This window comes from Spirosoma panaciterrae DSM 21099 (assembly GCF_000374025.1).
Classification (GTDB): Bacteria; Bacteroidota; Bacteroidia; order Cytophagales; family Spirosomataceae; genus Spirosoma; species Spirosoma panaciterrae.
In genome coordinates this window covers 21,815-34,289 of sequence record NZ_KB893190.1, presented here as the reverse complement: position 1 = coordinate 34,289, position 12,475 = coordinate 21,815, and the positions used below count along the sequence as shown (strand labels likewise).

The following is a 12,475-nucleotide window of genomic DNA, read 5'->3' as shown; positions in this document are numbered from 1 at the left end:
CATTACTCCATTAATTCGATAGGTTTTATACTGTATGAGCCAACCCCTAGCGCCCATTCCTGATTCGTCAGGGAATACGATTACGCTGACCGAGCCAGAAATCGACCTTAGTGGACTCACTATCACCCTGAAAGGAACTAATGCGGCAAAGCAGGCGGAGGTTTTGCGAGCAGCCTATCCAACGGCCACTATCGAGACTGGCAGCGCTCAACCCCTCCTTCGCCGTCGGAATCGAACTGAAATAGCGATTTACGTTTTTGCAGCGCTTGCCCTGATGATTGTCGGGCATTTGCTTTTCAGCTATTTCACCCTCGACCGGCTCACGATCATTGCCGATACCATTCATGTCACACCCGACATTTTCTATTTCATCATGGCCGGTTTTGTGGCCCAGATGATCGATGGAGCCCTGGGAATGGCCTACGGCGTAACGGCTACAACGTTTCTGACCAGTGTGGGCATTAGCCCGGTATTTGCGACGGCTAGCGTACACAGCTCTGAAATTTTTACCAGTGGTGTGTCGGGCTATATGCACCTCAAGTTCGGGAATGTGAATAGTCGCCTGTTCAAGGTCGTATTGATTCCGGGGGTTATTGGGGCGGCTCTGGGCGCATTTCTTATCACGAAGCTGGCCGATATGGAACTAGTTGCCAACTACTTAAGCCCAGCCATTTCTGTCTACACCGCTATTCTTGGCATACTGATTCTCAAAAAGGCACTGGTCAAACACCAAAAGAAAAAGCCAGTTCGTCAGATTGGGCTGCTGGCCTGGTTTGGTGGATTTGTAGATGCTATCGGCGGTGGCGGTTGGGGACCTATTGTCAATTCAACCCTTATCGCGGCCGGTCGGCATCCTCGCTACACCATTGGTTCGGTCAATCTGGCGGAGTTTTTTGTTTCGTTTGCGTCGTCGGTTGTCTTCGCCCTGTACGCGGGTCTCGATAACTACGGACTGGTTATTATTGGCCTGATCCTTGGTGGTATGATCGCGGCCCCGATTGCCGCCCGACTGGCTCAAAAACTGCCCGTTAAAACCATGATGATATTAGTTGGGATTGTCATCATCATCGTAAGTTTGCGAAAAATTATCAAGTTTTTCTGACAGGCTAGTCAACTCGTACAGGATTGAAGCGTAGAATCTCTGTACATGCTGTTTAGCCTGCCAAAATAAGTTTATGAAAAAACAGACCAAAGCCATTCGTATTCAAACGGCTAAATCGCTTAACCGCGAGCACTCCGTTCCGTTATACCTCACATCAAGTTTTGCTTTTGACAGTGCTGAACAGGGCAAAGCGCTGTTCGATGAGACCGAAGAAGGCAATATTTACTCACGTTTCTCCAATCCGAACGTTTCGGAGTTTGTCGAGAAAGTATGTATGCTGGAAAATGCCGAAGACGGTATTGCAACGGGAACTGGAATGGCTGCGGTTTTTGCCAGCATGGCTGGTCTGTTGAAATCGGGCGATCATATTGTAGCCTGCCGGGCGCTGTTTGGCTCAGCCCACCAGATCATCACACAGATTCTGAGCAAATGGGGTATTACACACACGTATGTAGATGCCACCGCCACCGAAGCTGATTGGGAAGCCGCCATGCAGCCCAATACGAAGATGGTATATCTGGAAACGCCATCCAACCCCGGCCTCGAACTGGTTGATCTGGAAATGCTGGTCCGCCTGAAAGCGAAATACGGCTTTATTCTGAATGTCGATAATTGCTTTGCTACGCCAATCCTGCAAAATCCAATCGACTATGGCGCCGACCTGTCGGTGCATTCTGCGACAAAGTACATGGATGGACAAGGCCGGGTTCTGGGCGGTATTGTTGTGGGTCGGGCCGATCTGATCCAGCCCATTCGTTTCTTTGCCCGCCATACCGGCCCTTCACTCTCTCCGTTCAATGCGTGGGTATTATCGAAGAGCCTGGAAACACTGGATTTACGCATGGAACGGCATTGCCGCAATGCCTTGCAACTGGCCGAAGCGTTGGAGAGCCATCCCGACGTCGAACGGGTTCTGTATCCCTTTTTGCCCTCGCATCCACAATATGACCTGGCAAAGAAACAGATGAGTGCGGGTGGTGCCATTGTTACCATCGAGCTGGAAGGTGGGTTTGAGCGGGTAAAAGCATTTTACGATGCGTTGACGATTCCAACTCTTTCGTCGAACCTGGGCGACTCCCGTACCATCGTAACAAACCCCAATACCACTACACACGCCAAACTAAAACCGGATGAGAAAGCGGCTTTAGGTATCACACCAGGTCTGATCCGAATTTCAGTTGGTCTGGAAGACATTGAGGATCTGATCGAAGACTTTGCTCAGGCGGCTACCAAGTCGGCCGAAGTACTAAAAGAGAAAGTGGCCTGATGTAAAGCCCTATTTTTGACAGACAGCCGTTTATTGTCATTTGCTTATGATAGTTGAACCTACCCCCCATACGCTCGAAAGTCTTACGGAGCAACTCCATGGTCTGAGCAACGTTGAAGCCATGCGAACACTGGCCGAGTTATTTCCCGGTCAGATCGTCTTCTCGACAAGCCTCGGCTATGAAGATCAGGTTATTACCGATCTGATTGCCTCAAATGAAATTCCTGTTCGGATTTTCACGCTCGATACCGGCCGGATGTTTTCGGAAACGTATTCCGTCTGGAAAAAAACCAACGACCGCTACGGTATCCACATCGAAACCTACTACCCACAGGCCGACGCCGTCGAAAAGCTTATGACTGGCAAAGGTCCCTACAGCATGTACGAATCGGTCGAAAACCGGAAAGAGTGTTGCGGCATTCGAAAGGTTGAGCCCTTGAATCGGGCCTTGAAAGGCCAGAAAATCTGGATCACGGGCATCCGCGCCGAGCAGTCGGCCAATCGCCAGGGTATGGCCCAACTGGAATGGGACGAAGCCCATCAGCTTTTCAAATTCCACCCGCTGATGGACTGGACATTTGACGAGGTAAAACAATACGTAAAAGAGCATAACGTACCCTACAATCCACTGCACGATCGGGGTTTTGTCAGTATCGGTTGTCAACCCTGCACGCGGGCCATTCAGGAAGGCGAAGATTTCCGGGCGGGTCGCTGGTGGTGGGAGGATAACTCCAAGAAAGAATGCGGTTTACATACGCATGAAGAAGTGTTTAAAGCTTAATGAGCGAAAGAGTGAAAGAGTGAAAGAGCGTTTCTAAGGCGTTTATCACTCTTTCGCTCATTCGCTCTTTCACTCATTAAAAAATGAAACTCGATTATTTAGATCAGCTTGAATCGGAAGCCATCCACATTATGCGGGAGGTAGCGGGGCAGTTTGAACGTCCGGCGCTTCTGTTTTCGGGCGGTAAAGACTCCATTACGCTGGTCCATCTGGCTCTGAAGGCATTCCGACCAGGTAAATTTCCATTTCCGCTACTGCATGTCGATACGGGACATAATTTTCAGGAAGCCCTGGATTTCCGCGACAATCTGGCCGAACGGATTGGCGAAAAACTCATCGTTCGCTACGTAGAAGATACCATCCGCGAAAAGAAACTCAAAGAGCCAACGGGACGCAATGCAACCCGTAATGGCCTCCAAACCTTTACGTTGCTCGACGCCATCGAAGAGTTTGAATTCGACGCCTGTATCGGGGGAGCTCGTCGGGATGAAGAGAAAGCACGCGCCAAAGAACGGGTGTTTTCGGTACGGGATGAATTTGGCTCCTGGGACCCCAAACGCCAACGCCCCGAACTTTGGAACCTATACAACGGCCGGATTCACAAAGGCGAGAATGTCCGGGTATTCCCGATTTCAAACTGGACGGAACTGGATGTCTGGAATTACATTCGCCGGGAAAAAATCGACTTGCCAAGCATCTATTTTGCCCACGAGCGCGAACTGCTCGTACGGGACGGGAAACTGATGGCTACGGCCGGCGGAGTGATCAAACCTGAGCCAGACGACCAGATTGTCACGCGTCGGGTACGCTTCCGTACGGTCGGTGATATTTCCTGTACGGCAGCTTCTGAATCGGAAGCCGATACGCTGGATGCCGTTATCAACGAAATTCAGGCCACGCGGATCTCCGAACGGGGCGAAACCCGTATGGACGATCAGCTCTCCGAAGCCGCCATGGAAGACCGCAAGAAAGGCGGGTATTTTTAAATGTGATGGGGTATTGATAGGCTATCATTCTCTCTTTACTATGGTCAATAACTTTCAGTCTTTTCAGGCATACTTGACGCAGGAAAACATTTTTGACCGTTACGGCCTTAGCCGGATTGGTGTATTCGGCTCATTTGCCCGTGGTGAGACATACCGGGATATTGACATTCTGCTGGAGGAGCCTATCCCCTACCCACTGCTTATCGCGCTGAAGGAACAACTGCAGGATGATCTGCAAATCCCTGTTGATGTAATGCTCAGGCAATATGCCGAACCGATCATTCTTCATCGGGCATTGAAAGATGTTAAGTATGCCGTTAAATCATAAAACTGATCTTGTTTATTGTCTGCGGATTCTGGAAGCCATTGGCAAAATCAAAGTATATGCAGCAGGTTTTGATGATCCGTTTGTTTTCTTTGAAGCGAATGAGCAGAAAGATTTTAACGCCAGCCTTTTGCAATTACTTCACATTGGCGAGCAGGTGAACAGATTGAGTGAGCAAACAAAGTCTGCTTATTCACAAATCCCCTGGTAGAAAATCAAAACCTTTCGAAATATTGTAGCCCATGATTATGTAGGTATCGATAAGCTTATAGTTTTTCAAACGATTGCCGTTCATCTGCCCGATTTAAAGCAATCAATAGAACATCTTATTCGTACCGAACTTGATCAACATAATTTCGAAACGACTGATTACGAGTTATCAAAAGCCAGTGACTTCTACCGTCACATTGACTTTAATCAAATTAAATAAATGGATCTTCTCCGATTTATTACCGCCGGTTCGGTCGACGACGGCAAAAGCACGCTGATTGGGCGGCTTCTTTACGATTCTAAATCAATTCTGGCCGATCAGCTCGAAGCCATTGAGCGTGCCAGCAAAAGCCGCGACGATGGTGAAATCGATCTGGCGCTTCTGACGGATGGGTTGCGTTCGGAGCGCGAGCAGGGTATCACGATTGACGTAGCCTATCGCTATTTCCAAACCCCCAAACGTAAATTTATTATTGTCGACGCTCCAGGACACATTCAGTATACACGGAATATGGTAACCGGAGCCTCGAACTGCCAACTGGCCATTGTTCTGGTCGATGCGCGGCACGGGGTCGTTGAACAAACGCGTCGGCACTCGCTCATTGCTTCCCTGCTGGGCATTCCACACATTGTGGTCGCAATCAATAAAATGGATCTGGTCGATTATTCGCAGGATGTGTTTTCCGACATATGCATTCAGTATGCGGATTTAGCCAAAAAGCTGAATGTCCATCAGGTCACATACATTCCGATGAGTGCCCTCAACGGGGATAACGTCGTGGATAAATCGTCGGCGATGCCCTGGTACGAAGGGGTGACGCTGTTGGAACACCTGGAAACCGTGACCATCGACGATGATGCGAACGGCGAAACCGAAGATCATCACCCGGCCCGGTTCCCGGTTCAATACGTTATTCGCCCCCAAACAGCCGATCTACACGATTATCGGGGGTATGCCGGTAAAATCACCAGCGGTGTATTCCGGAAAGGTGATGCCATTACGGTACTTCCTTCGGGCGAAACCTCAACCATTGATGCTATCGAAATTGCCGAAACGCACTTTGATGAAGCGGCCACCCCTATGTCGGTCGTATTGCATCTGGCAACCGATGTCGACATCAGCCGGGGTGATCTGATCGTCCGTTCGGATCGCCAGCCCATCATTAGCCAGACGGTCGAAGCCATGCTCTGCTGGATGGATACGAAGGAGTTTAAGGCGGGTAACAAATACTTACTCCAGGTAGGTACGTTCCGTACACGCTGCTCGGTACGGGAAATTGCTTACCAATTGAACGTAAATACCTACGAAGAAACCGAAGGGGTTGACAGCCTGAAACTGAATGATCTCGCAAAGGTTGTTCTACGAACAGCTCAACCCATCAGTTTCGATCCGTACCAGAAAAACCGGGCTACCGGCGGGGCCATTCTTATCGACGAAACCTCAAATGTAACAGTAGGTGCCCTCATGCTTGTGGGCGAAGCCTAAGTAAAGCGGAAGCAACCCGCCTTCTAGTAAAAAAGGTCAACGTGCGCACGTTGACCTTTTTGATTGTATCACTTCCAGAACGTTTTCAAACTGACACCAATAGCTGGTACAGTTTCCTTTATAATTGTTCCAGAATCCGCTCCATTGAAACCTCGTGTCCGATGCGTGCCTTTAATTCGCTGATAGGGATACGGATTTGTTCGGTGGTATCGCGGTAACGGATGGTAACCGTATCATCTTCAAGCGTCTGGTAATCCACGGCAATGCAGAAGGGCGTACCAATCAGGTCCTGACGCGTGTAACGCTTGCCAATTGCATCGCGCTCTTCATAAATAACCCGGAATTCTGAGCGCAGGCTTTTTACAATGGCTTCGGCCTTTTCGGGCAGACCATCTTTCCGAACCAGCGGGAACACAGCCGCTTTTACAGGAGCTAAGGCTGGATGCAATTTTAGGTACGTTCGTTCTTTCTGCTGATCGCCCTCACCAACCGTCTCTTTCGTAAACGCATTGCAGAAGGTTGCGAGGAACAACCGATCTGCCCCAACAGACGTTTCGACCACATACGGAATGTAATTCCCATAGGGTTTGCCCGTGGCTTCGTCAATGTCGTTATCGAAATACTGTTGCTTTTTCTTGCTCAACTCCTGGTGCGACTTCAGATCAAAGTCGGTACGCGAGTGAATGCCTTCCATTTCGCGGAAACCAAACGGAAATTCATATTCAATATCCACGGCTGCATTGGCATAGTGTGCCAGCTTTTCGTGGATGTGAAATTTCAGTTTTTCGGCCGGTAAGCCCAATGCCTGATGAAATTTCATGCGGGTATCGCGCCAACGCTCATACCACTCCATTTCGGTACCGGGGCGTACAAAAAACTGCATTTCCATCTGTTCGAACTCACGCATACGGAAGGTAAACTGCCGGGCCACAATCTCATTTCGGAAGGCTTTCCCAATCTGGGCAATCCCAAACGGAACCTTCATCCGACCCGTTTTCTGCACGTTCAGGAAGTTGACAAAAATCCCCTGGGCCGTTTCAGGACGGAGATAGATCAGGCTGGCATCTTCAGCCACCGAGCCCACCTGCGTCGAAAACATCAGGTTGAACTGACGCACTTCGGTCCAGTTGGCTGTTCCCGAAACCGGATCTTTGATACCCTCGGCAATAATCAGATTCCGAAGCCCTTCCATATCGTCGGCACTCTGCAATCGGCCCAGTTCATTACGTAAAGCCTGCCCCCGATCCGGATCACCTGCCTTTTCATAGTCTTCGGCCTTTAGCTCAATGAGTTGGTCAGCGCGGTAGCGTTTTTTGGAGTCTCGGTTATCGATCATGGGATCGTTGAATGAGTCAACGTGTCCCGAGGCTTTCCAGGTGAGCGGGTGCATAAAAATGGCCGCATCGATTCCCACAACATTGTCATGCAGTTGGGTCATGGCCTTCCACCACAGCGTTTTGAGGTTATTTTTCAGTTCAACCCCATTCTGCCCGTAATCATACACAGCCTGAAGGCCATCATAGATTTCAGAAGATGGGAAAACAAAGCCATATTCTTTGGCATGTGCGATAATATCTTGTAAAGCAATCGCGGGCGGTCCGTCGTTACGGGCTTGTGTAGTATTCATAAGTAAATGCAAAAGTACAAAAGTTCTTCATGTACCTCCAAGACACTCAGGCGGCTAATTATGCAGGAATGGTCAACAATATTCGCTTAAATTCGAGTCCTAGACCTCAATATTTTCTTATAAGGCAAAGAAACTTCGGCCTATCCCGGCAACTTGGCGGATTTTTCCGTACCTTTGCGGAAAATTTGGCAGGCACCTATGGCATCGTTTAATCCGGTTAAGATTTTTTCGGGAAGTCAATCAACTTACCTGGCCGAAAAAATTGCCCATTATTACGGCAAAGACTTAGGCGGGTATACCTGCCGCCGGTTCAGCGATGGCGAGATGTCGCCAAGCTTTGAAGAGTCGGTACGAGGCTGTGATGTATTTCTGATCCAATCGACCCCTCCTCCCGGCGATAACCTGCTGGAGTTGCTCCTGATGGTCGATGCCGCCCGTCGGGCTTCGGCGCACTATGTAACCGTAGTCATTCCTTATTTCGGATACGCCCGTCAGGACCGGAAAGATAAACCCCGCGTATCGATTGCCGCCAAGCTGGTTGCCAATATGCTGGCTGCTTCGGGAGCTGATCGTCTGATGACAATTGACCTGCACGCGGGTCAAATTCAGGGCTTTTTCGATTTTCCGGTCGATCACCTGGAAGGAACGTCGGTATTTGTCCCGTATATCCGCAGCCTGAACCTCGACAACCTGGTGATTGCTTCACCGGACGTAGGTGGCGCCAACCGCGCTCGTGTCTTTGCCAAGCATTTCAATGCGGATATTGTGCTTTGCGACAAGCACCGCAAGCGGGCCAATGAGATTGCCTCGATGCAGGTCATTGGCGATGTGGAAGGAGCAAACGTCGTACTGGTCGATGACCTGATCGATACGGGGGGGACGATGGCGAAAGCAGCCCAGATCATCATGGATAAGGGGGCTAAATCCGTTCGTGCTGTGTGTACCCATCCGATTATGTCGGGGAAGGCGCACGAAAACATTTCCAATTCGGTTCTGGAGGAACTGGTCGTTGCCGACACCCTCCCGCTTAAACAACCGAATCCTAAAATACGCGTGCTGTCGGTAGCTGAGTTATTTGCCAAAGCCATCGGCCGTATCCGAGACCATGAATCTATTAGTTCACTGTTTATAAAAAATTAAAGAGCGAAAGAATGAAAGAGTGAAAGTGCGTTATTTCAGCGCTTATCACTCTTTCGCTCATTCGCTCTTTCACTCTTTAAATTATTTTGTCATGAAAAAAATCGAGATTGTAGGGTATAAAAGAGCGAATCTCGGCCGCACAGAATCACAGGCGATTCGGGCCGAGGGCAATGTTCCCTGTGTATTGTATGGTGGCGCTGAGCAGGTTCATTTCTATGCACCTGTTATTTTGTTCCGTGAATTAATTTACACGCCTAATATTTTTGAAGTTGCCCTGAATATTGAGGGTGAGGAGTACCGGGCTATCCTTCAGGAAACCCAGTTCCATCCAGTTAGCGACATTCTGTTGCACGCTGACTTCCTACTTGTTACCGATGATAAGCCCGTTAAAATGGCGGTTCCTGTTCGGTTGACAGGTTCGGCACCGGGCGTACAGAAAGGGGGTAAACTGGTAACCCGCGTTCGGAAACTGCGCGTAAAAGGTACCGTAAGCAACATCCCTGATTTCATCGATGTTGACGTATCGGGTCTTGATCTGGGCAAATCGGTTCGCGTAGGTCAAATTCCAGTTAAAAATATCGAAATGCTTGAGCAGGCGTCAAACCCTGTTGCCAGCATCGAAATTCCACGGGCACTGCGGGGTTCTCTCAAATAATCTCAGCAGCACTGCCTTTTTCCTTACTAATAGAGCCAAAAAATGCCCTCCTGATGTTCGGGAGGGCATTTTTGTTTTATCGGGCGGGCAAGCTATTTTCTTTACATTCAGACCCTTGAAACCCTCACAACCGCATCCCTCTTAGCCGTAGACTGTTACTAACCACTGACACCGAACTCAAGGCCATAGCCGCCCCGGCAATCATCGGATTTAGCAGAAAACCAAAGGCGGGGTATAAGACACCGGCTGCAATCGGAATACCAATCACATTATAGATGAACGCCCAGAATAAGTTTTGACGAATAACCTGTACGGTTTGTTTCGACAACTGTAAGGCTTTCGGTATACTGTTTAAGTCGGCCGTGATAAGCGTCATACGCGCTACGTCCATCGCAACGTCGGAGCCTTTTCCCATGGCGATGCTCACATCCGCCTGTGCCAGGGCCTGTGAGTCGTTGATACCATCACCAACCATGGCTACCAAATGGCCTGTGGCCTGTAACTGCTTTACGAAGTCAGCTTTGTCGGAAGGCATCATCTCCGATTCAACCTGTTCAAGGCCGACCTGTCTGGCCACAGCCGCAGCGGTTTGGGCATTGTCGCCGGTGAGCATATACACAGCTATACCCCGGTTTTTCAGCGTTTCGATGGCCTGTCTGGATGTAGGCTTTACCGGATCGGCGATAGCGATAACTCCTGGAATTTCTGCTTCTTTATTCGCTCCAATGCACGCAAAAAAGACGACCGTTTTCGCCTGATTTTGCCAGTCCGTAACCTGTTGTAGCACGGCATCGGGTATTTGAATCTGATTTTCGTCTATCAACCGTCGATTACCGACCAGATAAGTAGCCCGCTGATAGGTAGCCCGGACTCCCAGCCCCGTTAGGCTCTCGAATGTGTCTAGCCTGACCGATTGGGAACTGGACAGAAACGAGGCAACAGCAGCAGCCAATGGGTGCTCAGAACGCGACTCCATCGAAACTAAAATTCCCTGTAGCGTTGCCCGATCGTTCTCAGCACCAAGCCATTTGAGGTCGGTTACTACCGGTTTCCCTTCGGTTATCGTACCTGTTTTATCGAGCACCACCGCATTGATACGATGCGCGAGTTCAAGACTTTCGGCATCTTTGATCAGAATATTGTTTTCAGCTCCTTTCCCAACACCAACCATAATAGCCGTAGGCGTGGCTAGTCCCAATGCGCAGGGACAGGCAATGACCAATACGGTGACTGAGGTAATCAATGCCGTTGTAAACGGATCAGCATTCGGTACGAGGTAATGCCCTAAGGTCATCCAGACAACAAAGGTCAGCAAAGCCATGCCTAAAACGGTAGGAACGAAAATTCCGGCGATCCGATCAACCAACTGCTGAACAGGTGCTTTACTCCCCTGTGCCTCCTGAACCATACGTATAATCTGGGCCAGTACGGTATCTGCCCCAACTTTCTCGGCCCGAAACTGAAAACTGCCTTTCTGATTGATGGTTCCGGCAAACACAAACGAACCGCTCTGTTTTTCAGCAGGTACAGGCTCTCCACTGATCATACTTTCATCTACATACGAATGACCGGCTTCTACCCTACCATCAACCGGAATCCGCTCGCCCGGCCGAACCAGAATCAGCTGTCCTGCCTGAACAGCCGAAATCGGAACTTCCCGCTCAACGTTCCCGTCGATCAGCCGTACGGTTTTAGGCTGCATGCCCATCAGTTTTTTGATAGCCGACGAGGTATTCGATTTGGCCCGCTCTTCCAGTAATTTACCCAGCAAAATAAAGGTGATTACTACTGAAGCGGCTTCAAAGTACACATGCGGATGAAGACCCCGATCGTGCCAGAACGATGGATAGAGCGTGTTAAAGGCACTAAATAAAAAGGCGATCCCTGTGCTTAGGGCCACCAGTGTATCCATATTGGCTTTACCATGCCGCGCCTGCTTCCAGGCATTTACAAAAAATGGCTGCCCTAAGCCGAATACAACCACAGCGGCCAACCCCATCGCAATGAAATTGCCATAGGGTAAGTCCATGAGCAACATACCCAACACAACAATGGGTATTGAAAGCCCCAACGCCCAGTAGGTTCGCTGTTTTAATTGCCGATAATACGCTTGCTGAGCCTCGGCCTGTACTTGCTGAGGGTCTTCTGCGTCTATGACCAAGTCGTATCCGATGGAACGAACAGTCTGCTGTAGACTGGCTTCCGATAAGAGCTTTGGGTTGAAGACAACCCAGGCTGTCTGATTGGCATAGTTTACCCCGGCCTCGCGAACACCCGGTGTGTTTTTCAGCATCGACTCCACACTCACCGCACAGGCTGCGCAACTCATCTCCAGAACAGGAAATGTTTTGCGCACCTCCGGCGAATTTGTTTTCCGATCGGTTTTTCGCGTCGAAACTAGATCACCAGTAGTCATTGTCTTAAGCCAATTGCTCAGCCTTATAGCCAGCTTTTTCGACAGTCTGTTTCACAAGGACCGCATCAACGGTATCTACGGTCAGAACTTTATCCGGATTTTGGATATCTACTTTCCAGTTCCCTTCTCCAACAGCCTCGTTCAGAAAAGGCGTTACAGTGGCCACACAGCCCCCACACTTAATATTTGTTTTAAATTGAATTGACTGATTCATAATGAGTTGACATTTATACCCCTCCAGCTATCAGGCCCTGCGGAGTTGACTTGTTTATATACATAACAAAGGTCGTACTCACTCCATTCAACACTGTTACATAATTGTTGACGGGTCTTATAAGATTATCCTGCCTGCCGCCTACAGGCTATACCCCGACCGAAGCAATTCTTTTAACGTCCTTTTAACAATCCGTTAAGGCTAATTTAAGTCCGGTAGAGCATTTTTGCCCATGTAAAAATACCCGTACTCGCATCGCCACCGGC

At 49.4% G+C, this 12,475-nt stretch carries 13 protein-coding genes; 10 read left to right on the top strand and 3 right to left on the bottom strand.

Annotated elements, in window-relative coordinates; genetic code table 11:
* Nucleotides 1–34 precede the first annotated feature (34 nt).
* From B153_RS0118990 to B153_RS0118960, 8 genes are all read left to right on the top strand, one after another.
* Nucleotides 35–1,102 carry a sulfite exporter TauE/SafE family protein gene (locus B153_RS0118990; protein WP_020598326.1) on the top strand — a complete coding sequence of 356 codons (1,068 nt, stop codon included), beginning with the start codon at nucleotides 35–37 and terminating at the stop codon, nucleotides 1,100–1,102.
* 73 nt (nucleotides 1,103–1,175) lie between these two features.
* Nucleotides 1,176–2,369, top strand: a complete 1,194-nt coding sequence (locus B153_RS0118985) for a trans-sulfuration enzyme family protein (protein WP_020598325.1) — start codon at nucleotides 1,176–1,178, stop codon at nucleotides 2,367–2,369.
* A gap of 46 nt (nucleotides 2,370–2,415) precedes the next feature.
* Nucleotides 2,416–3,150 (top strand): phosphoadenylyl-sulfate reductase, encoded by a 735-nt coding sequence (locus B153_RS0118980; RefSeq protein WP_020598324.1) that lies wholly within the window; start codon nucleotides 2,416–2,418, stop codon nucleotides 3,148–3,150.
* Between the two features lie 83 nt (nucleotides 3,151–3,233).
* The gene (gene cysD, locus B153_RS0118975; protein ID WP_020598323.1) at nucleotides 3,234–4,136 is read left to right on the top strand and encodes a sulfate adenylyltransferase subunit CysD; all 903 of its coding nucleotides are present in this window, start codon (nucleotides 3,234–3,236) and stop codon (nucleotides 4,134–4,136) included.
* A gap of 40 nt (nucleotides 4,137–4,176) precedes the next feature.
* Complete coding sequence (locus B153_RS0118970) at nucleotides 4,177–4,464, top strand: nucleotidyltransferase family protein (RefSeq protein ID WP_020598322.1); 288 nt, start codon at nucleotides 4,177–4,179, stop codon at nucleotides 4,462–4,464.
* Nucleotides 4,448–4,672 carry a HepT-like ribonuclease domain-containing protein gene (locus B153_RS37750; RefSeq protein WP_020598321.1) on the top strand — a complete coding sequence of 75 codons (225 nt, stop codon included), beginning with the start codon at nucleotides 4,448–4,450 and terminating at the stop codon, nucleotides 4,670–4,672. The genes B153_RS0118970 and B153_RS37750 overlap by 17 nt, the downstream gene beginning before the upstream one ends.
* Nucleotides 4,673–4,675: 3 nt before the next feature.
* Complete coding sequence (locus B153_RS38880; RefSeq protein ID WP_083928223.1) at nucleotides 4,676–4,891, top strand: HepT-like ribonuclease domain-containing protein; 216 nt, start codon at nucleotides 4,676–4,678, stop codon at nucleotides 4,889–4,891.
* On the top strand, nucleotides 4,892–6,157 hold the full coding sequence (locus tag B153_RS0118960) for a sulfate adenylyltransferase subunit 1 (RefSeq protein WP_020598319.1): 1,266 nt from the start codon (nucleotides 4,892–4,894) through the stop codon (nucleotides 6,155–6,157). It begins immediately after the preceding gene.
* Nucleotides 6,158–6,275: 118 nt separating this feature from the next.
* Here the strand turns inward: B153_RS0118960 and B153_RS0118955 are convergent, their stop codons facing one another.
* Nucleotides 6,276–7,784: a glycine--tRNA ligase gene (locus tag B153_RS0118955; RefSeq protein WP_020598318.1), complete on the bottom strand. Its 1,509-nt coding sequence runs from the start codon at nucleotides 7,782–7,784 to the stop codon at nucleotides 6,276–6,278.
* A 198-nt stretch (nucleotides 7,785–7,982) separates the two neighbouring features.
* Between B153_RS0118955 and B153_RS0118950 the strand changes: the two genes are divergently transcribed.
* Nucleotides 7,983–8,924 carry a ribose-phosphate pyrophosphokinase gene (locus B153_RS0118950; protein WP_026262266.1) on the top strand — a complete coding sequence of 314 codons (942 nt, stop codon included), beginning with the start codon at nucleotides 7,983–7,985 and terminating at the stop codon, nucleotides 8,922–8,924.
* Nucleotides 8,925–9,015: 91 nt separating this feature from the next.
* On the top strand, nucleotides 9,016–9,579 hold the full coding sequence (locus B153_RS0118945; protein ID WP_020598316.1) for a 50S ribosomal protein L25/general stress protein Ctc: 564 nt from the start codon (nucleotides 9,016–9,018) through the stop codon (nucleotides 9,577–9,579).
* A gap of 124 nt (nucleotides 9,580–9,703) precedes the next feature.
* Here B153_RS0118945 and B153_RS0118940 read toward each other — a convergent pair whose 3' ends face one another.
* A complete protein-coding gene (locus B153_RS0118940) occupies nucleotides 9,704–11,995 on the bottom strand; it encodes a heavy metal translocating P-type ATPase (RefSeq protein ID WP_020598315.1) in 2,292 nt (763 codons plus the stop codon).
* A 4-nt stretch (nucleotides 11,996–11,999) separates the two neighbouring features.
* Nucleotides 12,000–12,209 carry a heavy-metal-associated domain-containing protein gene (locus tag B153_RS0118935; protein ID WP_020598314.1) on the bottom strand — a complete coding sequence of 70 codons (210 nt, stop codon included), beginning with the start codon at nucleotides 12,207–12,209 and terminating at the stop codon, nucleotides 12,000–12,002.
* Nucleotides 12,210–12,475 lie beyond the last annotated feature (266 nt).

Bases quoted from the DNA above. Each gene is read 5' to 3' on its own strand.
- B153_RS0118990 (WP_020598326.1), top strand. From the start codon at position 35: ATGAGCCAACCCCTAGCGCCCATTCCTGATTCGTCAGGGAATACGATT.
- B153_RS0118985 (WP_020598325.1), top strand. From the start codon at position 1,176: ATGAAAAAACAGACCAAAGCCATTCGTATTCAAACGGCTAAATCGCTT.
- B153_RS0118980 (WP_020598324.1), top strand. From the start codon at position 2,416: ATGATAGTTGAACCTACCCCCCATACGCTCGAAAGTCTTACGGAGCAA.
- cysD (WP_020598323.1), top strand. From the start codon at position 3,234: ATGAAACTCGATTATTTAGATCAGCTTGAATCGGAAGCCATCCACATT.
- B153_RS0118970 (WP_020598322.1), top strand. From the start codon at position 4,177: ATGGTCAATAACTTTCAGTCTTTTCAGGCATACTTGACGCAGGAAAAC.
- B153_RS37750 (WP_020598321.1), top strand. From the start codon at position 4,448: ATGCCGTTAAATCATAAAACTGATCTTGTTTATTGTCTGCGGATTCTG.
- B153_RS0118960 (WP_020598319.1), top strand. From the start codon at position 4,892: ATGGATCTTCTCCGATTTATTACCGCCGGTTCGGTCGACGACGGCAAA.
- B153_RS0118955 (WP_020598318.1), bottom strand. From the start codon at position 7,784: ATGAATACTACACAAGCCCGTAACGACGGACCGCCCGCGATTGCTTTA.
- B153_RS0118950 (WP_026262266.1), top strand. From the start codon at position 7,983: ATGGCATCGTTTAATCCGGTTAAGATTTTTTCGGGAAGTCAATCAACT.
- B153_RS0118945 (WP_020598316.1), top strand. From the start codon at position 9,016: ATGAAAAAAATCGAGATTGTAGGGTATAAAAGAGCGAATCTCGGCCGC.
- B153_RS0118940 (WP_020598315.1), bottom strand. From the start codon at position 11,995: ATGACTACTGGTGATCTAGTTTCGACGCGAAAAACCGATCGGAAAACA.
- B153_RS0118935 (WP_020598314.1), bottom strand. From the start codon at position 12,209: ATGAATCAGTCAATTCAATTTAAAACAAATATTAAGTGTGGGGGCTGT.